Raw genomic sequence first — 22,185 nt, 5'->3', positions numbered from 1 at the left:
GCCCGGTCCGTACCCGTCCACCGCAGGGAAAGGGCACCATGACCGCACCGGCATCCCCCGCCCCGCCGCCCCCGGCCCCCGCGCCGTACCGCGGCGCGGTGGAGCGCCACCCCCGACGACCGCTCCTCCCCTTCGACACCGGCACCGACCCGGACGCCGTGGAGCTGACCGGCCCGGTGTTCGGCCCCGCCGACGTCGGCGAGTGGGACGCCGACCTCACCCGGCAGCACCCCGGCGAGCCGCTCGGCGAGCGCATCACCGTCACCGGCCGGATCGTGGACCGCGCCGGCCGCCCCGTCCGCGGCCAGCTCGTCGAGATCTGGCAGGCCAACGCCGCCGGCCGGTACACCCACCGGCAGGACCGGCACCCGGCCCCGCTGGACCCGAACTTCACCGGCGTCGGCCGCTGCCGCACCGACGACCGGGGCCGCTACGCCTTCACCACCGTCAAACCCGGCGCCTACCCGCTGCCCGACGAGAGCTCCTGGCGCCCGGCCCACCTCCACTTCTCGTTCTTCGGCACCGCCTTCACCCAACGCCTGGTCACCCAGATGTACTTCCCCGGCGACCCGCTCCTCCCGTACGACCAGATCCTCGCCGCGGTCCGCGACCCCGCCGACCGCCACCGCCTGATCGCCGCCTTCGACCACGCGCTGTCCCTCCCCGCGGGACCGCTGGCCTACCGCTGGGACGTGGTCCTCGACGGCCCGTCCGCCACCTGGACCGAGGAGGGCCGCTGATGCCGGACACCGACGACCGCGGCGGGCCGCTCGCCGCGACGCCCGCGCAGACCATCGGCCCCTTCTTCGGCCATGCGCTCCCCGTCCCCGACGGCGGCCGGATCGCGCCCGAGGGGCACCCCGACGCCGTCACCGTGCACGGCCTGGTGCGCGACGGGGCGGGCGCCCCGGTGCCGGACGCGCTGCTGGAGTTCTGGCAGGCCGGCCCCGACGGCAGCCTGGCGGGCGCCCCCGGCTCGCTGCGCCGCGACCTGGCCACCGGCGCGCACCTGGGCCGCGACGGCGCGGTCTTCACCGGCTTCGGCCGGGTCCCCACCGACGCCGGCGGGCACTACGCGGTCCGCACCCTGCGCCCCGCAGCCGTCGGGCGCTCGAACGCCGCGCCCCACCTCGCGGTCTGCGTGCACGCCCGCGGTCTGCTGCACCACCTGTTCACCCGCGTCTACTTCCCCGAGCACACCGCGGCGCACGTCACCGACCCGCTGCTGGCGCAGCTGCCCGAGGAGCGCGCCCGGACCCTCCTGGCCCGCCCCGACGGCCCCGGCCGCTACCGCTTCGACGTGCAGCTCCAACAGTCCGCGGACGGCGCCTTCGAGGAGACGGTCTTCCTTGCCTTCCGCTGAACCACCGGCGCAGCGGGCGGCGCCGGCCCGGGGCACCCGTTCCCGCGCCGCCCACCCGGCTCTCTCCCGCCCCGCGGGCCTGCCGGGGCCCGCGCCCGGGATGCGGTACAACCTCGGTACGGCCGGTGATCCGGTCGCCCCCTTGGGGGTGCCCCCGGACGACGTCCGGGGGAGCCTCGTCGCGGCCCTCACCGCCCTGACCGGCCGCGACGAGGTCCTGGAGGCACCGCTCCGGGCGCGCCGGGCCGGCGCCCCGGACGCCGCGGGCCGGCCCGTCGGTCCCGCCCGCCGCCCCGGACCGCCCGGCGCCCGCGCGCCCCGCGCGTACCTCGCAGCCGCCCGGCACCCTCCGCACCACCGGCACGACCCGCAGGAGCCCCGATGACGCCGCCCGCCGCCCCCGCACTGCACCACACCACCGACGGCCCGCCCGGCGCCCCGCCGCTCGTCCTCGGCCCGTCGCTGGGCACCACGCTCGCCGTCTGGGACCCCCAACTTCCGGCCCTGGCCGGCCGGTTCCACGTCGTCCGCTGGGACCTGCCGGGCCACGGCGGCACCCCCGTCGATGCGCTGGCCGACCCCGGGACGACCACCGTGCCCGAACTGGCCGGCCTGGTCCTGGAGCTCGCCGACGCCCGCGGCCTCGACCGGTTCGCCTACGCCGGGGCGTCGCTGGGCGGCGCGGTGGGCGCCTGGCTCGCCGCCCACCACCCGAGCCGGGTCGCCTCGCTCGCCCTGATCTGCTCCTCCGCCCGGTTCGGCGAGCCGGCCGGCTGGCGCGAACGGGCCGCCCTGGTGCGCGCCAAGGGCACCGACGTGGTCGCCGACCCGGCCGCCGGCCGCTGGTTCACCCCCGCCTTCGCCACCTCACCGGAGGCCACCGCCCTGGTCGAGGCGCTGCGCCGGGGCGTCTCCCCCGAGGGGTACGCGGCCTGCTGCGACGCCCTCGCCGTCTTCGACCTGCGCGCCGCGCTGCCCCGGATCGGCGCCCCCACCCTCGTCGTGGCGGGCCGCGCCGACCCGGCCACCCCGCCCGCGCACGCCCGGGAACTCACCGACGGCATCCCGGGCGCCAGCCTCGTCGAACTGTCCGGCGCCGCCCACCTCGCCGGCGTCGAGCGGCCCGCCGAGGTCCTCGCCGCCCTCCTCGCCCACCTCGCCCCGCTCCACACCGACCCCGCCCCAGGAACGGACCTCTGATGCCCCGCACCCCCGCCCCACCGAGGGACACCACCGTCGGCATCATCGGCGGCGGGCCGGCCGGACTGCTGCTCGCCCGGCTGCTGCACCGCGCCGCCGTCGACTGCGTGGTGCTGGAGAGCCGGGACCGCGCCTACGTCGAGCAGCGGCAGCGCGCCGGCATCCTCGAACAGGGCACCACCGACGTCCTGCGCGCCTGCGGGGCCGGGGAGCGACTGGACCGCGAGGGGCTGGTCCACGAGGGCATCGAGCTGCGCTTCGACCGGCGCTCCCACCGCCTCGACTTCCCGGCGCTCACCGACGGCCGCCGGGTCACCGTCTACGCCCAGACGGAGGTCGTCAAGGACCTGATAGCGCTCCAGCTCGCCGAGGGCCCGCCGCTGCTGTTCGGCGCCCGCGCCCTCGCGGTCACCGGCGCGGACACCGACCGGCCCCGCGTCCACTACGCCCACGACGGCCGCGAGCACACCCTGGCCTGCGCCTACGTCGTCGGCTGCGACGGCTTCCACGGCGTGGCCCGGCAGGCGATCCCGGAGTCCGCCCGCCGCACCTTCACCCGCCGCTACCCCTACTCCTGGCTCGGCGTCCTCGCCGAAGTCCCGCCCTCCTGCGACGAGTTGGTCTACGCCCACTCCGACCGCGGCTTCGCCCTGCTCAGCATGCGCACCCCCACCGTCAGCCGGCTCTACCTCCAGGTGCCCAACGACACCGACCCGGCGGACTGGCCCGACGAGCGGATCTGGGACGAACTCCAGGCCCGCGCCGCCGTCGACACCGTCCCCTGGAAACCGGCCCGCGGCCCGCTCACCGCCAAGGCGGTCCTCCCGCTGCGCAGTTCGGTCACCGAGCCGATGCGCTGGGGCCGGATCCTGCTGGCCGGCGACGCCGCCCACATCGTCCCGCCCACCGGCGCGAAGGGCCTCAACCTCGCGGTCGCCGACGTCACCGTGCTGGCCCGTGCGCTGACGCACCGGCACCGGACCGGGTCGGCGGAGCTGCTCGACGCCTACTCCGCCACCTGTCTGCGCCGGGTCTGGCGCGCCGAGCACTTCTCGCACTTCATGACCACGGCCCTGCACACCGACCCCGAGCAGAGCCCCTTCGACACCCGGCTGCAGCTCTCCCAGCTCGACCGGATCGCCGGCTCCTGGCACGCCGCCGCCGAACTGGCCGAGAACTACACCGGGCTGCCGCTGTACTGACCGGCGCCCGGTCCCGGCCGGTCCGGGTCCCGATGCCCCCTGCGGTAGCGCACCAGCAGCATCGCCGCGTCGTCGTGCAGCGGGCCCTCCGCGTGGTCGACCACGTCCTCCCGGACCGCCTGCAACGCCGCCTCCGGGTCGGGGTCCTTGAGCAGCACGGCCCGCTCGTCGAGGGGATAGAACCAGCCGGCCGAGTCCCGGGCCTCGGTGACCCCGTCGGTGTAGAAGAGCAGCTGGTCACCGGGGGCGAACGGCACCTCGTGGGGGACCGGCGCGTCCGGCCGGTGATCCATCAGTCCCAGCGGCAGGGCGCGTTCCGGCGGCGCCGCGTAGCGGACCTCGCCGGAGGGGCGGACGACCAGGGGGGAGGGGTGGCCGAAGTTCAGCAGGGTCGCGTTCGGGCCGTCGCCGATCTCGGCGAGGACCGCGGTCACGAACCGCTCGCCGGACAGATGGCGGTTCAGCGCCCGCTCGACCCGGGCGCCGACCGCCGGCAGGTCCGGTTCGTCGTGCGCCGCCTCCCGGAACGCGCCGAGCACCACCGCGGCGCTCTCCACCGCCTCCAGGCCCTTGCCCTGCACGTCCCCGACGATGATCCGCACCCCGGCGGGCGAGGTCACCACCTCGTAGAGGTCCCCGCCGATCCGGGCCTCGGCCACCGCCGAGGTGTACGAGACCGCGATCCGCAGCGGGCCGGCGCCGCGCGGCACCGGCCGCAGCAGCACCCGCTGGGCGACCTCGGCGATCGACCGGACATTGGCCAGCTCCGCCTCCCGGCGCTGCCGCATCACCGCGGCCACCACGCCGGCGGCGGTCACCCCGGCCACCGACAGCAGCGCGGTCAGCCCGCGCCGGCTCTCGAACAGCCCGCTGTGCACCCCCAGCCCGACGCAGAGCACCGCCGCGGTCAGCCCGACCAGCGCGGTCCGCCGCCAGCCGCCGACCAGACCGGCGAACGCCGGCCCCAGCGACACCAGGGGCAGGAAGCCGACCCCCGGGCCCGCGGTGATGTCCACCGCGCTGACCGCGGCCATGACCAGGTACGGAAGCGCGGCCAGCACGCGGGAGCGGGTGCGCTGCTCCCCCTTCTCCACGGTCAAAGGTCCACTCCGGCGTTGTGACGGCTCGGGGACCGGATGGCCGGCGGTGCCCGAGGGGCGATCGCTTGCGGGGCCGGCCACGGTCCGTTCGACTGTCCGAAACCGTCCTCCGGGCCCCCGACCTGAGCATATGCAACATTTGCCGGGCTGATGGACGGGGAGTACGCGGCCGTTACCGAATCGCAGCGGCACCGGGCGGCCCAGCGGGGCCGGACGACGCGAGGGCGAGGGCAGGAACCCGCGGTCCTGGGGCGGCTCCGGCCTACGGGGGGAACGACCGCGCGGCGTTCACCCTGCCGGGGCGCAGGATGCGGATCGGGCCGCGGTTGCAGTCGGGGCAGTCCGCACGGGTCAGCGGAGAGGGCACCCGGCGGCCGTGGGCGAAGTAGTCGGCGCGGCGGTGGCCCGCCAGATCGGTGGTGTGCCGGATCTCGTACTCCTCCTCCCACCCGTGCCCGCAGTGCAGGCAGACGAACGAGTACGCCTCGTGAACCGTCTCGGTGTCCCTTTCCATGGTCACCACGCCCTCTCTCCGGGGCCGTCGCACCCGCGGCGGCGCCGGACGGATCCTGCCGCACCTCCCATTATTGCGCCGCTCCGGCGCGTACGCGGCGGCGCCGGAGCGGCCCTCAGGCCCGGCCACGGACCTCCGCCAGCGCCTCGTACACCGCCGCCACCAGCGCCCGGCTCCGCGGATCCTCGCCGCTGGTGCCGCCCCCGAAGCGGTTCATCGTGTACGCGTAGGCCAGCCCGTTCTCCGGGTCCGCGAAGGCGTACGAACCGCCCGCGCCGCCGTGCCCGAACGCCCGCGGATTGGGGCCCGCCTGCCCCCGGTCGTTGAGCATGTAGCCCAGCCCCCAGCGGAACGCGGTGGCGGTGCCCTCCGGGACGAGCGCGCCCAGGGTCAGGTCCGGCTCGTCCGGCCGGCTCTGCGAACTGCGCAGCGCCTCCAGGGTGGCGGGCCCGACCAGCCGGCCGCCGGCCAGCGCCGCGTAGACGGCGGCCAGGCCGCGCGCCGAGGCGTGGGCGTTGCCGGCCGGGATCTCGGCCGAGCGGTAGGCGGCGCTGTTGACGTCGCCGATCGGGACGTAGCGCAGCGCCAGCGTGACCGGGGCCAGCGGATGCTCCTCGATGCCGCGCACCGGGGGGAGCGGCGCGTCCGGGAAGCGCTCGGCGAGAGTTGCGTCGCCCAGCTGCCCGACCATGTCGGCGCACCGCGGGTGCTCCTCGGCGGGGGTGCCGATGAAGAGGTCGGCGCCGAGCGGCCCGGTGATCTCGCTGCGCAGGAACGCCCCCAGCGACTGCCCGGTGATCCGCCGGACCACCTCGCCCACCAGATACCCGAACGTCGTCGCGTGATAGCCCTGCGCGGTCCCCGGCTCCCACCACGGCGGGGTGTGCGCCAGGGCGTCGCAGACGTACTCCCAGTCGTAGGCGCGGCCCTCGGCCAGGGGTTCGCGGGGCGCCAGCAACCCGGCGCGGTGGCAGAGCAGCCAGCGCACCGGTATGGCCTCCTTCCCCGCCTGGGCGAATTCCGGCCAATAGTGGGCGACCGGGGCGTCCAGGTCCAACTCGCCCCGGTCCGCCAGGAGATGGGCGCACAGTGCGGTCATCCCCTTGGATGTCGAGTAGACGTTGACCAGCGTGTCCCGCTCCCAGGCGCGGCTGCCGGCCGCGTCCGCGTGACCGCCCCACAGGTCCACCACCGGATCGCCGTCCCACGTCACCGCGACCGCCGCGCCGATCTCCCGGTGTTCGCGGAAGTTCCGCTCGAACGCGCGCCGCACCCCCTCGAACCCCGGTGCGCAGTGGCCTTCGACGGTGGTGGCTTCCACAGTGGCTCTCCTCGCGTCGTCGCGGTGCGGTCGGGCGGCGTGCCCCGCCGCCCGGACGCCCGCGCGCGGAGCACGACGCACCCCGGCCGTGGAGCACGTACGGATGATCCGTCCGGGTCGATGCCTGTGGCAACCATGCCTGTCCGGCCAGAAGCGTTCCCGCCCGTCCGGACCAGTGTCGCGGCACGGGATGATGGCTACCATGACTGCCCCGACCGCCGCCGCGATCCGCCCCGTCCAGGCCCTCGTCGTCGTCGACGTGCAAGCCGCGTTCGTCTCCGGGCGGGAGGCGGTCCCCGACGCGGACCGGGTCCTGCGCTGCACCCGCGACCTGCTCTCCCGGGCCCGCGCGGCCGGTGCCCTCGTCGTCCACCTCCAGAACGACGGTGAACCGGGCGCCGTCGACGCGCCGCACACCCCCGGCTGGGAACTCCACCTGCCCGTCGAGCCCGGCCCCCGCGAGCGGGTCGTCCGCAAGACCGAGGACGACGGCTTCGCGGACACCCCGCTCGGCGACCTGCTCACCGGCGCCGGCGTGACCGAACTCGCCGTCTGCGGCGTGCTCTCCGAGATGTGCGTGGCCGCCACCGCGCGCACCGCGCTGGCCCGGGGGCATCGCGTCGTCCTGCCGCACGACGCGCACGCCACCTACGACATCCCCGCCGCGCCCGGCATCAGCGACACCGTCCCGGCCGCGATGTCCTCCCGGGCCGCCGAATGGGCCCTCGGCGACGAGGTCGAGATCGTCCCGCACGCCGCCGCCGTCCCCTTCACCGCCGCGCCCGGCCCCGCCGTCCGGCCCGCCGCCGCGCCCGGCATCAGCGACACCGTCCCGGCCGCGATGTCCTCCCGGGCCGCCGAATGGGCCCTCGGCGACGAGGTCGAGATCGTCCCGCACGCCGCCGCCGTCCCCTTCACCGCCGCGCCCGGCCCTGCCGTCCGGCCCGCCGCCGCGCCCGGTCTCCCGGTCAGCCCCGCCGCTCCGCCGCCTTCTCCAGTGCGGTGACGTACGCCGCGATGAAGTGGTCCCGCACGCCGTCCGAGGCGGGGGCCAGCAGATCGGCGGTGAGGCCCCGGCCGCGGTCCAGCAGGCCGCCGATCAGCGGCATGGTGTTGTGCACCGCGCCCCGGGAGTCGATGTAGCGCAGCGCGGAGACATGGCGGAAGACCGGCTCCGGCGGGAGCTGGGGGACGATGTCGTTGTTGTTGACGAAGCGGTACGTACGGTCGGTGAAGGCGGAGTTGAACTCCTTGGCCAGGCCCGGGTCGCAGGTGCGGGGCTGGCCGAAGGTGTAGACGCCGTCGGCGGTCAGCTTCGGGTCCTCGAAGTGGAGCCGGGCGCCGGCCAGCATCGCCAGCGCCCCGCCCAGGCTGTGGCCGGTGAAGTAGAGCGCCTGGTCGTTGTCCCGGAACTCCTTGAGCGTGGTGAGGACCTGCGGCCAGATCGACTCCAGCGCCTCGGCGAAGCCGTAGTGGACGTGGCCCCGGCCGCCGGGGCCGGGCCATGGCGGGGTGGTGGCGTCGGACAGCCAGTCCCGCAGCTCGGCGGGCTCGGTGCCGCGGAACGCGGTGATGATCATGTGTCGCCCGCCGAGGGTGTACGCCTGCGTGTCCTGGAGCGGGAACGGCGGGCGGAAGGCGGTGTGGTGGTGGCGCACCCGGTCGAACCCCCACTCCCGGGCAGCGGCCTCGATGGTCTGCTCGCCCTGGTACGCGAGCTCGGCGGCGCGCACCATGCACACCGCCTGGCGGAGGCTGTAGCCGGTGGCCTGCTGGTCGACGCGGGGACTACTGGTCAACGGGGGGCTCCTGGAGGGGTGCGGACGGCAGTGACGACAGGGCGACTACAGAGAGCGCGCTCTGACTACACACCGTAACTCCGTGCTGGTGCGGCGAGCAGGTGCGCCCGTTTAAACCACTCGTTCGAGCCTCGGGTCGCACACACCGTGGCGCGGAGTGAGCCTGGAAGCGACCGGTACCCACCGACCGGCACCCACAGGAAGGGCCCACCGTGAACAGCGTGGAACAGGCGTCACACCCGGAACACCCATCGGCCGAGGTCGTGGTGGAGGTCGAGGGCTGCAGGACGGCGGACGCCCACGCCGTCTTCAGCGCCCTGCGCACCGCCTTCCGCTCCGACCGGGCCCCCGACGACGTGCCCCAGGAGATGGCCGGCCCCGGCACGACGGTGTGGACCTCCACCGTCGACGTCAGCGAGCGCGGCACCGAGCCGGAGCCGCGACGGCTGACCGCCCCCGTCACCGTCAGCCTCCAGGGCGGCTACTGGGCGGTGGACCAGCTGTGCGCGGGCCTGCGGCCGGCGTTCGCGGTCACCGTCCTAGGCACCGCCGCCGGCGACCAGGAGAAGGAGGTCGAACTGCGGCTGGAGACCCTGCGGCGGCCCGTCACGAGGGGCGCCTGATGGCGCCGGGGGAGGGCCGCCCGGACGATACCGGCGGCCCCCACCCGGTCAACGGCCGCCGCTCCGAACTGACCCTCACCGTCAACGGCACCCGGCACACCCTGACCCTCGACCACCGCACCACCGTCCTGGACCTGCTCCGCGAGCACCTCGGCCTCACCGGCGCCAAGAAGGGCTGCGACCACGGGCAGTGCGGCGCCTGCACCGTCCTGGTCGAGGGACGGCGCGCCAACAGCTGCCTGCTGCTGGCCGTGGCGCACGACGGCCGCCGGATCACCACCGTCGAGGGCCTCGCCGACGGTGAGCGGCTGCACCCCCTGCAGGAAGCCTTCCTGGACCGCGACGCCCTCCAGTGCGGCTACTGCACCCCCGGCCAGATCTGCTCGGCGGTCGGCGTCCTGGCCGAGGCGGCCGACGGCTTCCCCTCCCTCGTCACGCCGGACACCGCGCGGTCCGGGGCGCCGGTGGCGCTCACCGCCGACGAGATCCGGGAGCGGATGAGCGGCAACCTGTGCCGCTGCGGCGCCTACCCCCGGATCGTCGAGGCGGTCGCCGACGCGGCGGCCACGGCGGCGGTCACCGGGGCGGGGGTGACCGGCGGATGAGGCCGTTCGGATACCTGAGGGTCGCCAGCGTCGACGAGGCGGTGCGGGCCGCGGCCGGGCAGCCCGGCGCCCAGTTCCTCGCCGGCGGCACCAACCTCGTGGATCTGATGAAGCTCGGCGTGGAGGCCCCGCGCACCCTGATCGACATCGGCCGGCTCCCGCTGGACCGCGTCGAGGAACGGCCGGACGGCGGGCTGCGGATCGGCGCCCTGGTCCGCAACGCCGACCTCGCCGCGGTGCCCGCCGTCCGCGACCGCTACCCGGCGCTCTCCCAGGCCCTGCTGGCCGGCGCCTCCGGGCAGCTCCGCAACACCGCCACCACCGGCGGCAACCTCCTCCAGCGCACCCGCTGCGGCTACTTCCAGGACGTCTCCAAGCCCTGCAACAAACGGGAGCCCGGGACCGGCTGCCCGGCCCGCGAGGGCGCCCACCGCGACCTCGCCGTCCTCGGCCACTCCGCGCACTGCGTCGCCACCCAGCCCTCCGACATGGCGGTCGCCCTCGCCGCCCTGGACGCCACCGTGTGCCTGCACGGCCCCGAGGGCGAACGCACCGTCCCCGCCACCGAGTTCCACCGGCTGCCCGGCGACAGCCCCGAACGTGACACCGAGATCCGGCTCGGCGAACTGCTCACCGCCGTCGAACTGCCGCCGGCCCGCCCCGGCGCCCGCTCCCGCTACCGCAAGGCCCGCGACCGGGCCTCGTTCGCCTTCGCGCTGGCCTCCGTCGCCGCCGTGCTCACCGTCCGCGACGGCACCGTCGAGCACGCCGCCCTCGCCTTCGGCGGGCTCGCCCACCGCCCCTGGCGGGCCCGCGCCGCCGAGGCCGTGCTGCGCGGCGCGCCCGCCACCGAGGAGACCTTCGCCCGCGCCGCCGACGCCGAACTCGCCGCCGCCGCACCGCTGCGCGACAACGGCTTCAAGGTCCCGCTGGCCCGCGCCCTCGCCGTCGGCGTGCTCACCGACCTCGCCGGCCGCGCCGGCCGCGCCGCCCACGGATGACCCGCCCCGACCGCAAGGACCCGCGCCATGAGCCACGACCCCGTCCCGGAGCGCACTGCCTCCCCCGACCTCTCGCACCAGTACGAGCAGGGGAGACCCCCCTCCCCGGACCGGCCGCCGCACCTCGCGCCGGCGGCCCCGCTGCCGCACCCGCTGGGCGCCCCCTCGGTCCGCCGCGAGGGCCGCGAGAAGGTCACCGGCGCCGCCCGCTACGCCGCCGAGCACACCCCGCCCGGCTGCGCCTACGCCTGGCCGGTCCCGGCCACCGTCGCCCGCGGCCGGATCACCGAACTGGACACCGCGGCGGCGCTCGCGCTGCCCGGGGTGATCGCCGTGCTCACCCACGAGAACGCGCCCCGCCTGGCGTCCATCGGCGACCCCACCCTCGCCCTGCTCCAGGAGGACCGCGTCCCGCACCGCGGCTGGTACGTCGCGCTCGCCGTCGCCGACACCCTGGAGGCCGCCCGGGACGCCGCCGAGGCCGTCCACGTCGGCTACGCCACGGAACCCCACGACGTGCGGATCACCGCCGACCACCCGAGGCTGTACGTGCCGGAGGAGGTGTTCGGCGGCCCGGGGGCCCGCGAACGCGGCGACTTCGACGCGGCGTTCGCCGCCGCACCGGCGACCGTCGACGTCGCCTACACCGTGCCGCCGCTGCACAACCACCCCATGGAGCCGCACGCCGCCACCGCCCAGTGGACCGACGGCCACCTGACCGTCCACGACTCCAGCCAGGGCGCCACCAGGGTGTGCGAGGACCTGGCCGCGCTGTTCAAGCTCGGCACCGACGAGATCACCGTGGTCTCCGAGCACGTCGGCGGCGGCTTCGGCGCCAAGGGGACGCCCCGCCCCCAGGTCGTGCTCGCCGCGATGGCCGCCCGGCACACCGGCCGCCCCGTCAAACTGGCCCTGCCGCGCCGCCAGTTGCCCGGCGTCGTCGGCCACCGCGCCCCCACGCTCCACCGGGTGCGGATCGGCGCCGGCCACGACGGCGTGATCACCGCCCTCGCCCACGAGATCGTCACCCACACCTCCACGGTCGCCGAGTTCGTCGAACAGGCCGCGATCCCGGCCCGCATGATGTACACCTCGCCGCACAGCCGCACCGTGCACCGGCTGGCCGCCCTCGACGTCCCCACCCCCTCCTGGATGCGCGCCCCGGGTGAGGCCCCCGGGATGTACGCGCTGGAGTCCGCCCTCGACGAGCTCGCCGTCGTGCTGGACGTCGACCCCGTCGAACTGCGCATCCGCAACGACCCCGCCACCGAACCGGACACCGGCCGCCCCTTCAGCAGCCGTCACCTCGTCGAGTGCCTGCGCGCCGGCGCGGAACGCTTCGGCTGGCTGCCGCGCGACCCGCGCCCCGGCGTGCGCCGCCGCGGCGACCTGCTGCTGGGCACCGGCGTCGCCGCGGCCACCTACCCCGTCCAGATCTCCGAGACCGAGGCCGAGGCGCACGCCGCCGCCGACGGCGGCTACCGGGTCCGGGTCAACGCCACCGACATCGGCACCGGCGCCCGCACCGTTCTCACCCAGATCGCGGCCGCCGTGCTCGGCGCCCCCGAGGACCGGGTGCAGGTCGACATCGGCAGCAGCGACCTGCCGCCCGCGGTGCTCGCCGGCGGGTCCACCGGCACCGCCTCCTGGGGCTGGGCCGTCCACAAGGCGTGCACGTCGCTGCTGGCCCGGCTGCGCGCGCACCACGGGCCGCTCCCCGCCGAGGGGATCACGGTCACCGAGGACACCCGCCAGGAGACCGCGGAGCCCTCCCCGTACGCCCGGCACGCCTTCGGCGCCGTCTTCGCCGAGGTGCAGGTCGACACCCGCACCGGCGAGGTCCGGGTCCGCCGGCTGCTCGGCCAGTACGCGGCCGGGCGGATCCTCAACCCCCGCACCGCGCGGTCCCAGTTCGTCGGCGGCATGATCATGGGGCTGGGCATGGCCCTCATGGAGGACAGCGCCCTGGACCCCGTCTTCGGCGACTTCACCGCCTGCGACCTGGCCGCCTACCACGTCCCGGCCTGCGCCGACGTCCCGGCTGTCGAGGCGCACTGGCTCGACGAGGAGGATCCGCACCTCAACCCGATGGGCAGCAAGGGCATCGGCGAGATCGGCATCGTCGGCACCCCGGCGGCGATCGGCAACGCGGTGTGGCACGCGATCGGCGCCCGGCTGCGCGACCTGCCGCTGACCCCGGACAGGACACTGGCCGCGCTCGCCGGCCCGCTCACCTGAGAGCGGGGCTACTCATACGGCTCACCCCTGTTGCGGGCCCGATACCCCCGGGGCAGCATGGCAGTCCACCCATACGTGATGGATGCTCACTCTTCGTGTTCGGGGTTCGTTGGTCCAACGAGGTGAAGGACGTGAGCCTCGCGGTGAGGAGCGACGACATGACACCACCCGGCGACCGGCACTACACGGTCGAACTGCCCGCCTCGGCCGAGCGCGTCCCCCAGATCCGGCGGATCATCGCCGCGCATCTGCGCCATTGGAACCTCGAACCGCAGATCCCGCCCCTCTGCGAGGGGGTGGCGGAGCTCCTGACCAACGTCCACCGCCACATCGGCCCCGACGCCCGCTGTGTGGTCGAACTCCGCTGGAGCGGCCGGCACCTGACCGCCTCGGTCGCCGACGAGGGCCCCCGGCTGCCGCGGCTGGAGCGCGCGGCCGGCGGCGGACTCGCCCGGATCGCCGCCCTGAGCGACAGCTGGGGCACCTGCGGCACCCCCGAGGGCAAGGTCATCTGGTTCACCCGCCGGGTCGGGGCGGCCCGTCCCGCACCGGTGACCCCGCGGGTGTCGCCGCGCAGCGTGCCCGACGTGGTGGAGCCCGCGCCCGCCGCGGAGCAACCCGCCCCGGCGGCCGGGCCCCCGGCGGACCCCGGCGCCGGCCCGACCGTCGCCGCCGGACCGTCCCCGTCGGAGGCGTCGCTGGTCTGACCGCCCCGCCACCACCGCCCCTGGTCCCACGCGCCGCCGATCCGGCGCGCCCGCCCGGCCCCGAACGGCCGGCGGGTCACGGCACGACCGCCGTGACCCGCCGGCCGTTCGGCGTGCTCGGGTCGCCCCCGGCCTGCGAGTTCGCCCCCGTACCGTGAGGTGTCACTTCCGCGTCATCCCCCCTTCCCGGATCCTCGTTCCTCTTGGAACACTCTGCTGACCGCTGTACCGCACGACCCTTCGGCACCCTGTTCCAGATCCGATCCCCCGTCACTTCCCCCACCACGAGGTCCCCAGACACATGGTTGACATCAATCGCCGGCGCTTCCTCCAGATAGCCGGCGCCACCGCGGGCGCCACCGCCCTCACCAGCAGCATCGCCCGCGCCGCCGCCATCCCCGCCCGCCGCAGCGCCGGCTCCATCAAGGACGTCGAGCACATCGTCGTCCTCATGCAGGAGAACCGGTCCTTCGACCACTACTTCGGCTCGCTGCGGGGCGTCCGCGGCTTCGGCGACCCCCGCCCGGTCACCCAGCCGAACGGCAAGTCCGTCTGGTACCAGGCAGACGGCGGCAAGGACGTACTGCCCTACCACCCCGACGCCGAGAACCTCGGCATGCAGTTCATCGAGGGCCTCAACCACGACTGGCACGGCGGCCACCAGGCGTGGAACAACGGCAAGTACGACCAGTGGATCCCCGCCAAGGGCACCGGGACGATGGCCCACCTCACCCGGCAGGACATCCCCTTCCACTACGCCCTCGCCGACGCGTTCACCATCTGCGACGCGTACCACTGCTCCCTGATGAGCTCCACCGACCCCAACCGCTACTACATGTGGACCGGCTACGTCGGCAACGACGGCACCGGCGGCGGCCCGGTCGTCGGCAACGAGGAGGCCGGCTACGGCTGGACCACCTACCCCGAGCGCCTGGAGAAGGCCGGCATCTCCTGGAAGATCTACCAGGACATCGGCGACGGCCTCGACGCGGCCGGCAAGTGGGGCTGGATCGACGACGCCTACCGCGGCACCTACGGCGACAACTCCCTGCTCTTCTTCAACCAGTACCGCAACGCCAAGCCCGGCGACCCGCTCTACGACAAGGCCCGCACCGGCACCAACGTCAAGCAGGGCGACGGCTACTTCGACCAGCTCAAGGCCGACGTCAAGGCCGGCAAGCTGCCCCAGATCTCCTGGATCGCCGCCCCCGAGGCGTTCTCCGAGCACCCCAACTGGCCGGCCAACTACGGCGCCTGGTACGTCTCCCAGGTCCTGGACGCGCTCACCTCCAACCCCGAGGTGTGGAGCAAGACCGCCCTGTTCATCACCTACGACGAGAACGACGGCTACTTCGACCACGTCGTCCCGCCGTTCCCGCCGTCCTCCGCGGCCCAGGGCCGCTCCACCGTGGACACCGCCCTGGAGCACTTCCCCGGCAACGCCACCTACGCCGCCGGCCCCTACGGCCTGGGCCAGCGCGTCCCGATGCTGGTGGTCTCCCCCTGGAGCACCGGCGGCTACGTCTGCTCCGAGGTCTTCGACCACACCTCCGTCATCCGGTTCATGGAGAGCCGGTTCGGCGTCCACGAGCCCAACATCTCGCCCTGGCGCCGCGCCATCTGCGGCGACCTCACCTCCGCGTTCGACTTCTCCCTGGAGAACACCAAGCCGGCCGCGCTCCCGGACACCAAGGGCTACCAGCCGCCGGACCACAACCGGCACGACAGCTACCACCCCACGCCGCCCGCCAACCCCGTCCTGCCCAAGCAGGAGGCGGGCTCCCGGCCCAGCCGCCCGCTGCGCTACGTCCCGCTGACCGACGGCAAGGCCGACGTCGCCGGCGGCCGCTTCACCCTCACCTTCAGCGGCGGCGCCGCCGCCGGCGCGTGCTTCCTGGTCACCTCCGACAACCGCACCGACGGCCCCTGGACGTACACCACCGAGGCCGGCAAGACGCTCTCCGACACCTGGAACACCGCCTACTCCAAGGGCGACTACCACCTGACGGTGCACGGCCCCAACGGCTTCCTGCGCACCTTCCAGGGCCCCGGCAAGAAGCAGACCCCCGAGGTGACCGCCCGCCACAACGCCGCCTCCGGCCAGGTCGAGCTGTCCCTGGCCAACCCGGGCACCGCGCCCTGCCGCCTCACCATCGCCAACGCCTACGGCGGGGCCAAGCAGACCGTCCGCGTGGACCCGGGCGGCACCGTCACCCGGTCCATCGACCTCACCGCGAGCAAGCGCTGGTACGACCTCACGGTCACCGTCGACACCGACGCCGGCTTCCTGCGCCGCCTCGCCGGCCACGTCGAGACCGGCAAGCCGGGCGTCAGCGACCCGGCGCTGCACACCGCCTGACCGGCCCGGCCACAAACGCCGCACGCCGCCGCCCGGAGGCCGGGCGGCGGCGTGCGTGCCGTGGTGCGGGGGCGGCGGGCTACTTCAGCGCGCTCCGCTGCTGCCACTGCTGCCAGTTCTCCTGCCAGACCTCAAGGCCGTTGCCGACGTCGGTCTTCTTGGTGCTGCTGGTGCCCTTCACCTCGACCGTGGAGCCGACCGGCAGGAAGTCGTAGACCCGCTTGGCGTCCGAGGTGGTCATGCCGAAGCAGCCGTGGCTGTTGTTGACCACGCCGATGGACTGGTTCCAGGGGGCGGAGTGCAGGAAGGTCCCGGACGCCGTGAGGTGGGTGACCCACTTCGAGTCCAGCATCCACTCGTTGCCGTGGCCGATGGTGGCGGAGTCCATGGTCTCCGCGGCGTTCTTGCTGCGGACGGTGTGCACGCCGCCGCGGGTCGGGTCCTGCGGGGAGCCGGCGGAGCCCTTGATGGTGCCCACGGCCTTGCCGTCGGCGTACATGGTCAGGGTGTGCGACGGCACGTCGATGACGGCCTTGTGGTCGGCGCCGATGGCGAAGTCGTAGTCGTAGTCGCGGGTGAAGTACCGGCCGTCGCCGGAATCTATCCCGCCCAGCGCGCCCCGCACGGAGACCTTCGTGCCGCTCGGCCAGTAGTCCTTGGGCCGCCAGTCGATCCGGTCCTTGCCGTCCCAGTCCGTGACCCAGCCCCAGGCGCCCTCCACCTTCGGCTGGCTGGTGACCTTCAGCGCCTTCTCGACCTCGGCGCGCTGGCTCTTGGCCACCTTGTGGTCGAACTTGATCGAGACCGGCATGCCGGTGCCGACCGTCTCCCCGTTGCCCGGGGTGTTGGTGAGCTTGTTGACCTTGTCGGCCTGCTCCGTGGTGAAGGTCGCGGTGGACGAGGACTCCTTGCCGCCGTCCGTCTTCGCCTTGCTGGTCACGGTGTAGGTGGTCTTCGGCCGGACCTTGCCGTCGGACGTCCATGACGCCCCGTCGGCCGCCAGTCGGCCGGGCACCTTGGCCCCCTTGTCGTCCTTGACGTCGACCGCGGTCAGCTTGCCGCCGGCCGCCTTGACCGATATCGGCGAGCCGAGCTTCGCGGCGTCGCTGCCGGCGGCCGGGGTGACGGTCACCTTGGCAGCCGGCTCCGCCGCCTTGGACGAGCCGGCGCCGGTACCGCACGCGGACAGCAGCAGCCCGGCCGCGAGCGCGGCGGGTATCAACCGGGCGGTGTGGCGACGTGTTCCGGCGTGCACGAGGGTCCCTCCAAAGCTGAACAACGGACAGCGGCGGAGCCGGAGGCATCCGCCGCATATACAGATGTTTTGTCCGCTTCAGAGGTTGTGCGGTGCATCGGTTTATTAGGACACAGTTCGATATCGATGCCGGGAGGCGTCGGGAGGGCGCGACGCGGGGTCCGGGGCGAGCACCCGTCAGCTGGCGCTGCCGCCGCCGGTCCCGGTCGGGGTCTCGGGGGTCCCGGCCGGCCCGCTGGACGACCCGGAGCCTCCGGGCTGCTCCGGGGTCGTGGACCCCGGAGTGCCCGGCTGTTCGGGGGTGGTGGGCCCGCCCGACGTCTGCCCGGGCGTCGAGCCCGGCTCGGACGGCGACTCCGGCGTCGTACCCCCGCCCGGCGACTGCGAGGTCTCCGACGGCGAGCCGCCGCCCGGCGAACCGGGGGATTCGGGGGACGACGGCGACGGGGAGAACGGCGACGCGGACGGCGCCGGCGAGGGCTGGTCCGTACTGCCGTCGGTGCCCTCCGGGCGCGTGAAGTAGTCCCCGGTCCGCGGGTCCTGGAGGACGAACGTCTTCACCGACTTCGGGGCCGGCTGCACCGTCACCACGTTGGAGTCCCGGAACCCCGGCCACGGCTTGCCCTGCGTCTTGAGCCCCTTCCCGGTGGCCGTCGGCGGCGTCAGCGGGTTCCCGCAGGCGCAGCGGACCCGCGGCACCCCCTGCGCGTCCACCAGCACCGCCGTGCCCGCCTGGAGCACCGCCTGGTAGCTGGTCGCCTTGCCGTCCAGGTAGCCGTGGTTGGTGACCCAGGTGTCGACCAGCAACTGCACCGACGTCATGGACCGCAGGTACGCCGGCAGCTCCTCGGTGCTCTTCCCCAGCACGCCGGCGAACGCCCGTGCCTTGTCCGGGCTGGCCTGGAGATAGCGGATCTGCTTCTCCACGTCGCAGCTGGCCTTGTCGCGGCTGCCGCCGTACAGGCCGGGCGCCGACCCCGACACGCTGGCGCGCTGGTGGTCGCCGCGGGGTGCCACGGACGGGGTGGCCGTCGGAGTCGCGGTGCCGCCCCCGTTCACCGTCGAGTCGGTGTACGGGGCCGGGCCCGCCGAGCCGACCGTTTCCAGGTGCAGCTCGCCCGCGCTCCCGCCGCCTCCGGAGCGGGTCAGCACCACCGCCAGTACCACCGCCAGCACCACCGCGGCGGTGGCGACGGCGACCCGCGGCGTCGACCGCCACCAGGGCCGCCGGCGCTCGGGACCGCCGTGCGAGGCGTCTCCGCTGTCGGGGCCACCGGGGCCACCGGGCCGGTTCGGGGGAGGGGGCGTTCCCCGTCCGGGCGCGGTCGGCGGCGGTGGCTGCTGCCACGGCCGGGTCGGCTCGTGCGAGGGACCGGAGGAGGGTCCGGTGGAGGGGCCCGATACGGGACCCGGTGGCGGGCCGGTCGGGTGGCCCTCCGACGGGCCGTCCGGTGGCGGTGGAGCGGTCACGGGTCCTTCTTCCCGGGGCTGTTGGGCCATCCGGCGATGCGCACAACGCCCGGATTTGCCAATGTTTATGTGGTTCTAGGCAATTGTGTGCTTGGGGTCGGCGTCCTCCGCAAGCGGGGTGGCACGCCCGTGCGTACCGTGGCGGGGACGGCGTCCGACAGGCCCGTCCGTCGCCCCGCCAGCACCCCGGCAGGAGGCGCTGCGCGCCTCCCCTCTCACGCGCAGGAGACACCCGCAGGAGGCAGTCGTGAGCCAGACCCGCGGCCCGGCGGCGGCCGGTCCCGGCAGCCCGGCGTCCCACCGCGTCCCGCCGGCCCTGCGCGGCTGGGCGGAGGCGCTCGGCGCCGCCCTGGCGGGCCTGGTCGCCATGGTCGTGACCGCCGCGCTCGGCCTGTGGGCGGCCGGCGCGGCCGACCTGCCCGCGGGCGCGTTCCCCGCGGTGGTCGCCGCCACCGTGGTCGCCGCGGCCGGCGGCTCGCTCCAGGCGACCGGGGACGCCGGGATCATCGTCGAGGCGCAGGCCGCCGTGGACGCCGTCCCGCTGTCGGTGACCCTCGCCGGCGCGCTGGTGACCGCCGTCGCCTTCCTCCGGCCGCTGCGGCACCGCGCGGTCGCACCGGCCGGCGAACTCCTCGGCCGGATCGCCCGGACGGCGGCCTGCTGGCTGGTCCTGCTGTGGCTGATCGCGCTGGCCGCCCGGCACAGCTTCACCGTCACCGTCGGCAACGAACTCGCCGACCAGCTCGGCGCCCTCCTCGGCAGCACCCCCACCGTCGGCTTCCGCGCCGACCTCCCGGCCACCCTCGGCTTCGGCCTGTTGTGGGTGCTCGCCGTGCTGGTGCTGGCCTTCGTCGTCTCCCGCAAGGCCCCGCTCTCCGCCCGGCTGCTCCGCTTCCAGGCCCCGGTCCGTCCGCCGGCCCACGCGATGCTGCTGACGCTGCTGGCCTACGTCGGGCTCGGGCTCCTCGTCGGCCTCGTCGAGCTGGTCGTCCGCGGCGACCCGGCCCGGACCCTCGCGGTGATCCTGCTCGGGCTGCCGAACGTGGCCTGGCTGGCGCTGGGCATCGGCACCGGCGGCGCCTGGACCGGCCACGTCGACAGATCCCTCGGACTGCCGTTGCCGCACGCCCTGGAGCAGGTGCTGCGGGCCCGCGGACAGCGCACCCTCGACCTCGGCTCGATCGGCGCGTACGACGGGCGGGTCTGGCTGCTGGTGGCGGTGGCCGCGGTGGTGCTGCTCGGTGCCGCGTTCGACGCGGCGGTCCGCACCCCGGTCCGAAGGCCCGCCCGGCGGCACGCCCTGGAGATGGCGGTGGCGCTGGCGCTCACCCTCCTCGTCGTCGGGTCGGCCACCCGGATCGACGCCCACTACGGGCTCTCCCTGATCGGCGTCGGCGACCTCGGCGGCGACCTGGGCGGCGCGGTCACGCTGCAGCCGCAGCTGTGGCGGCTGGCGGCGGCGGGGTTCGCCTGGGGCCTGGTCACCGGGTTCGCCGGCGGCCTCGCGGCGCGCCGGGTCCGCCGCCCCGGCGAGGTCCGGGACGCTCCTCCGGCACGGCCGCCGGACCCCGGACGACGGGGCTGACGGCGAGCACGACGGCCGGGCCGACGCGGCAGCCCCGGGCCCGGACCCCTACGTCCCCGGGGCGCCGGCTCCGGGGAAGACCGGGATCGCCCAGCGCGGCGGGGGCGGGGGAGCGGTGCCGCGCCGGATGCTCGGGTCCGCGGTGCGTCCGGCGGCCCGCAGCGCCGCCACGAACCCCCGACAGGTCTCGTACCGCTCCTCCGGCGCCTTGGCCAGCGCGCGGGCGAACACCGCGTCCACGGCCGGGGGGAGGTCGGACCGCTGCCCGCTCGGCGCCGGCGGCGGATCGTACTGGTGGGCCCAGAGCAGCGCGAAGTCGTCCTCGCGGAGGAACGGCGGTGCCCCGGTCAGCATCTCGTAGGCCACGCAGGCCAGTCCGTACAGGTCGCACCGGCCGTCCACCGGGCGCCCGGAGATCCGTTCGGGGGCCACGTAGGCCAGCGTCCCGATGAACTGGTCGGTGCTGGTGAAACCGGTCAGCGCCAGCGACTTCTTGGTCAGTCCGAAGTCGGTCAGGTAGGCGTGCTCGGGCCGGTCGCTCTCGATGCCCTCGGAGATCAGGATGTTGCGCGGGGTGACGTCGCGGTGCACCAGGTCGTGGGCGTGCGCGGCGTCCAGCGCGGAGGCCACCTGGACGGCGATCCGGCAGGTGGTCGCGAGCGGCAGCGGGCCCTCGTCGTCCAGCAGCGCCCGCAGGTCGCGGCCCGGGATGAAGCGCATCGCGATGTAGAGGAGGCCGTTGGCCTCCCCGGCCTCGTAGACCGGCACGATGTGCGGGTGCTCGATCGCCGCGGCCGCCCGCGACTCGTACGCGAAACGCTTCCGGAAGGTGTCGTTCCGGGCCAGTTCGGGCGCCAGCAGCTTGAGGGCCACGGTCCGGCCCAGGTTCAGGTCCGCCGCCTTGTAGACCACCGCCATCCCGCCCCGGCCGATCTCGTCCCCGAGCAGGTACCCGGCGATCCGGCGGCCGCGCATCCCGGACGCGTCCGGCACGGTGGTGTGCTCCCGGCGCCGGCCGCCCGCCGGGCCGGTGCCCGCCTGCCCGGCGTCCGTCGGCCGCCCGTTCACGGCCGCTCACCCGTCCCGCCCGGCGGTGGGTACGGCGGTGGGTACGGCGGTGGGAACTCCGCCTCGCCGGGCAGCCCGCCCCCGGTCCCCGTACTCCCCGTGCTCCCCGTGCTCCCCGTGCTCCCCGTGCTCCCCGTGCTCCCCGTGCTCCCCGCACTCCCCGCGCCACCGGTACCCTCCGTCCCCGCCACGTCGGCGACCTCCTCCGCGGCCTCCGCAGCCTCCCGCGCCTCGGGCCCCTCCGCCATCGGCCCGTCCGACACGGCGAACGTCACCAACGATTCCCCGTCGCAGAAGCACCACCGCCCGTGCCGCGCGTCGTACAGCCACACCGCGTCGCCGTCCACCACCGCCCCCACCCGCGTCCCCCGCGACCGCTCACCGAACGCCTCCCGGTCCAGCCGCCCGGCCAGCATCTCCTCGACCAACTGTCGGTAGCGGCTCAGCGCGCCCTCGGCGGCGGCCAGCAGCGGCCGGGGGTCCGCGGCCCAGGCGGCGGGCTGCTCGGCGGTCGGCGGGTCGTGCGGCACGGACAGCAGCAGCCGCCCGTCCACCCACGCCGACCAGCCGTTGGAGCACAGCGCCCGCGCCCAGTCGCCGTGTCGCTCGACGACCTGGACGGGCAGCAGCGGATCGAGCGGCACCAGCGGACGGCCCGCGCCCGGGTCCGCCCACGTGGGCATCCCGCCCGGCGGGACGACATGGCTGGGACGGAACTCCGGCGCGGTCACAGGCGGCTCCTCGGCACTCCTCGCGCACGGCCCCGGCGCCGTAC

Annotated in this window: 20 protein-coding genes and 1 pseudogene; 13 read left to right on the top strand and 8 right to left on the bottom strand. The window is 75.3% G+C overall.

Annotation, left to right across the window (positions count from 1 at the left end; genetic code table 11):
• The first annotated feature begins 38 nt into the window (after positions 1 to 38).
• From pcaH to MOV08_RS11350, 5 genes are read left to right on the top strand one after another with little or no spacing between them, the layout of a single operon-like run.
• Positions 39 to 740: a protocatechuate 3,4-dioxygenase subunit beta gene (pcaH, locus tag MOV08_RS11370; protein ID WP_275307351.1), complete on the top strand. Its 702-nt coding sequence runs from the start codon at positions 39 to 41 to the stop codon at positions 738 to 740.
• Positions 740 to 1,363 carry a protocatechuate 3,4-dioxygenase subunit alpha gene (gene pcaG / locus MOV08_RS11365; protein ID WP_275307350.1) on the top strand — a complete coding sequence of 208 codons (624 nt, stop codon included), beginning with the start codon at positions 740 to 742 and terminating at the stop codon, positions 1,361 to 1,363. The genes pcaH and pcaG overlap by 1 nt, the downstream gene beginning before the upstream one ends.
• Entirely contained in the window at positions 1,350 to 1,748 is a 399-nt protein-coding gene (locus tag MOV08_RS11360; protein WP_275307349.1) for a hypothetical protein, read from the top strand. The genes pcaG and MOV08_RS11360 overlap by 14 nt, the downstream gene beginning before the upstream one ends.
• On the top strand, positions 1,745 to 2,563 hold the full coding sequence (gene pcaD / locus MOV08_RS11355) for a 3-oxoadipate enol-lactonase (protein WP_275307348.1): 819 nt from the start codon (positions 1,745 to 1,747) through the stop codon (positions 2,561 to 2,563). Before MOV08_RS11360 ends, pcaD begins: the two co-directional genes overlap by 4 nt.
• Positions 2,563 to 3,765 (top strand): 4-hydroxybenzoate 3-monooxygenase, encoded by a 1,203-nt coding sequence (locus tag MOV08_RS11350; protein ID WP_275307347.1) that lies wholly within the window; start codon positions 2,563 to 2,565, stop codon positions 3,763 to 3,765. The genes pcaD and MOV08_RS11350 overlap by 1 nt, the downstream gene beginning before the upstream one ends.
• Here MOV08_RS11350 and MOV08_RS11345 read toward each other — a convergent pair.
• The 3 genes from MOV08_RS11345 to MOV08_RS11335 form a co-directional block, all read right to left on the bottom strand.
• Complete coding sequence (locus MOV08_RS11345) at positions 3,741 to 4,799, bottom strand: PP2C family protein-serine/threonine phosphatase (protein ID WP_052287420.1); 1,059 nt, start codon at positions 4,797 to 4,799, stop codon at positions 3,741 to 3,743. The genes MOV08_RS11350 and MOV08_RS11345 overlap by 25 nt on opposite strands.
• Positions 4,800 to 5,127: 328 nt before the next feature.
• Positions 5,128 to 5,379: a hypothetical protein gene (locus tag MOV08_RS11340; protein WP_239010350.1), complete on the bottom strand. Its 252-nt coding sequence runs from the start codon at positions 5,377 to 5,379 to the stop codon at positions 5,128 to 5,130.
• A gap of 115 nt (positions 5,380 to 5,494) precedes the next feature.
• Positions 5,495 to 6,700: a serine hydrolase domain-containing protein gene (locus MOV08_RS11335; RefSeq protein ID WP_275307346.1), complete on the bottom strand. Its 1,206-nt coding sequence runs from the start codon at positions 6,698 to 6,700 to the stop codon at positions 5,495 to 5,497.
• 190 nt (positions 6,701 to 6,890) lie between these two features.
• Between MOV08_RS11335 and MOV08_RS11330 the strand changes: the two are divergent.
• Positions 6,891 to 7,487 (top strand): annotated as a pseudogene (locus MOV08_RS11330) (isochorismatase family protein); the annotation flags it as partial.
• Positions 7,488 to 7,668: 181 nt separating this feature from the next.
• Here MOV08_RS11330 and MOV08_RS11325 read toward each other — a convergent pair.
• Positions 7,669 to 8,499: a lipase family protein gene (locus MOV08_RS11325; protein WP_275307345.1), complete on the bottom strand. Its 831-nt coding sequence runs from the start codon at positions 8,497 to 8,499 to the stop codon at positions 7,669 to 7,671.
• 212 nt (positions 8,500 to 8,711) lie between these two features.
• Between MOV08_RS11325 and MOV08_RS11320 the strand changes: the two genes are divergently transcribed.
• From MOV08_RS11320 to MOV08_RS11295, 6 genes are all read left to right on the top strand, one after another.
• The gene (locus MOV08_RS11320) at positions 8,712 to 9,122 is read left to right on the top strand and encodes a hypothetical protein (RefSeq protein ID WP_039631744.1); all 411 of its coding nucleotides are present in this window, start codon (positions 8,712 to 8,714) and stop codon (positions 9,120 to 9,122) included.
• Entirely contained in the window at positions 9,122 to 9,727 is a 606-nt protein-coding gene (locus tag MOV08_RS11315; RefSeq protein ID WP_275307343.1) for a 2Fe-2S iron-sulfur cluster-binding protein, read from the top strand. Before MOV08_RS11320 ends, MOV08_RS11315 begins: the two co-directional genes overlap by 1 nt.
• Positions 9,724 to 10,728, top strand: coding sequence for an FAD binding domain-containing protein (locus MOV08_RS11310; protein ID WP_275307342.1), 1,005 nt, complete (start codon positions 9,724 to 9,726; stop codon positions 10,726 to 10,728). Before MOV08_RS11315 ends, MOV08_RS11310 begins: the two co-directional genes overlap by 4 nt.
• Before the next feature lie 27 nt (positions 10,729 to 10,755).
• On the top strand, positions 10,756 to 12,966 hold the full coding sequence (locus MOV08_RS11305) for a xanthine dehydrogenase family protein molybdopterin-binding subunit (RefSeq protein WP_275307341.1): 2,211 nt from the start codon (positions 10,756 to 10,758) through the stop codon (positions 12,964 to 12,966).
• Between the two features lie 158 nt (positions 12,967 to 13,124).
• Positions 13,125 to 13,673, top strand: a complete 549-nt coding sequence (locus tag MOV08_RS11300; RefSeq protein WP_039640626.1) for an ATP-binding protein — start codon at positions 13,125 to 13,127, stop codon at positions 13,671 to 13,673.
• Between the two features lie 301 nt (positions 13,674 to 13,974).
• Positions 13,975 to 16,032 (top strand): phosphocholine-specific phospholipase C, encoded by a 2,058-nt coding sequence (locus MOV08_RS11295; protein WP_275307339.1) that lies wholly within the window; start codon positions 13,975 to 13,977, stop codon positions 16,030 to 16,032.
• Positions 16,033 to 16,111: 79 nt separating this feature from the next.
• On the opposite strand, the gene MOV08_RS11290 is transcribed toward MOV08_RS11295, so the two are convergent.
• Together MOV08_RS11290 and MOV08_RS11285 are read right to left on the bottom strand one after the other, a co-directional pair.
• Positions 16,112 to 17,287: a L,D-transpeptidase family protein gene (locus MOV08_RS11290; RefSeq protein WP_275307338.1), complete on the bottom strand. Its 1,176-nt coding sequence runs from the start codon at positions 17,285 to 17,287 to the stop codon at positions 16,112 to 16,114.
• Between the two features lie 177 nt (positions 17,288 to 17,464).
• Positions 17,465 to 18,757 (bottom strand): DUF6777 domain-containing protein, encoded by a 1,293-nt coding sequence (locus MOV08_RS11285; RefSeq protein WP_275307337.1) that lies wholly within the window; start codon positions 18,755 to 18,757, stop codon positions 17,465 to 17,467.
• Between the two features lie 247 nt (positions 18,758 to 19,004).
• Here MOV08_RS11285 and MOV08_RS11280 point away from each other — a divergent pair, with 247 nt between their 5' ends.
• Positions 19,005 to 20,342, top strand: coding sequence for a streptophobe family protein (locus MOV08_RS11280; protein WP_275307335.1), 1,338 nt, complete (start codon positions 19,005 to 19,007; stop codon positions 20,340 to 20,342).
• 48 nt (positions 20,343 to 20,390) lie between these two features.
• On the opposite strand, the gene MOV08_RS11275 is transcribed toward MOV08_RS11280, so the two are convergent.
• Both MOV08_RS11275 and MOV08_RS11270 read right to left on the bottom strand, forming a co-directional pair.
• Complete coding sequence (locus tag MOV08_RS11275) at positions 20,391 to 21,317, bottom strand: serine/threonine-protein kinase (protein ID WP_275311757.1); 927 nt, start codon at positions 21,315 to 21,317, stop codon at positions 20,391 to 20,393.
• 89 nt (positions 21,318 to 21,406) lie between these two features.
• Positions 21,407 to 22,141 carry a hypothetical protein gene (locus MOV08_RS11270; RefSeq protein ID WP_275307334.1) on the bottom strand — a complete coding sequence of 245 codons (735 nt, stop codon included), beginning with the start codon at positions 22,139 to 22,141 and terminating at the stop codon, positions 21,407 to 21,409.
• Positions 22,142 to 22,185: the final 44 nt, after the last annotated feature.

The sequence above is a fragment of the Streptomyces yunnanensis genome (genome assembly GCF_029011865.1).
Lineage (GTDB): Bacteria > Actinomycetota > Actinomycetes > Streptomycetales > Streptomycetaceae > Streptomyces > Streptomyces yunnanensis.
The sequence above is the reverse complement of the archived record's forward strand: the minus strand, read 5'-3'. Positions and strand labels throughout refer to the sequence as shown.

Excerpts from the sequence above, each read along its gene's own strand:
- pcaH (WP_275307351.1), top strand. The coding sequence starts at position 39 with ATGACCGCACCGGCATCCCCCGCCCCGCCGCCCCCGGCCCCCGCGCCG.
- pcaG (WP_275307350.1), top strand. The coding sequence starts at position 740 with ATGCCGGACACCGACGACCGCGGCGGGCCGCTCGCCGCGACGCCCGCG.
- pcaD (WP_275307348.1), top strand. The coding sequence starts at position 1,745 with ATGACGCCGCCCGCCGCCCCCGCACTGCACCACACCACCGACGGCCCG.
- MOV08_RS11350 (WP_275307347.1), top strand. The coding sequence starts at position 2,563 with ATGCCCCGCACCCCCGCCCCACCGAGGGACACCACCGTCGGCATCATC.
- MOV08_RS11345 (WP_052287420.1), bottom strand. The coding sequence starts at position 4,799 with ATGGCCGCGGTCAGCGCGGTGGACATCACCGCGGGCCCGGGGGTCGGC.
- MOV08_RS11340 (WP_239010350.1), bottom strand. The coding sequence starts at position 5,379 with ATGGAAAGGGACACCGAGACGGTTCACGAGGCGTACTCGTTCGTCTGC.
- MOV08_RS11315 (WP_275307343.1), top strand. The coding sequence starts at position 9,122 with ATGGCGCCGGGGGAGGGCCGCCCGGACGATACCGGCGGCCCCCACCCG.
- MOV08_RS11310 (WP_275307342.1), top strand. The coding sequence starts at position 9,724 with ATGAGGCCGTTCGGATACCTGAGGGTCGCCAGCGTCGACGAGGCGGTG.
- MOV08_RS11305 (WP_275307341.1), top strand. The coding sequence starts at position 10,756 with ATGAGCCACGACCCCGTCCCGGAGCGCACTGCCTCCCCCGACCTCTCG.
- MOV08_RS11300 (WP_039640626.1), top strand. The coding sequence starts at position 13,125 with ATGACACCACCCGGCGACCGGCACTACACGGTCGAACTGCCCGCCTCG.
- MOV08_RS11295 (WP_275307339.1), top strand. The coding sequence starts at position 13,975 with ATGGTTGACATCAATCGCCGGCGCTTCCTCCAGATAGCCGGCGCCACC.
- MOV08_RS11275 (WP_275311757.1), bottom strand. The coding sequence starts at position 21,317 with ATGCGCGGCCGCCGGATCGCCGGGTACCTGCTCGGGGACGAGATCGGC.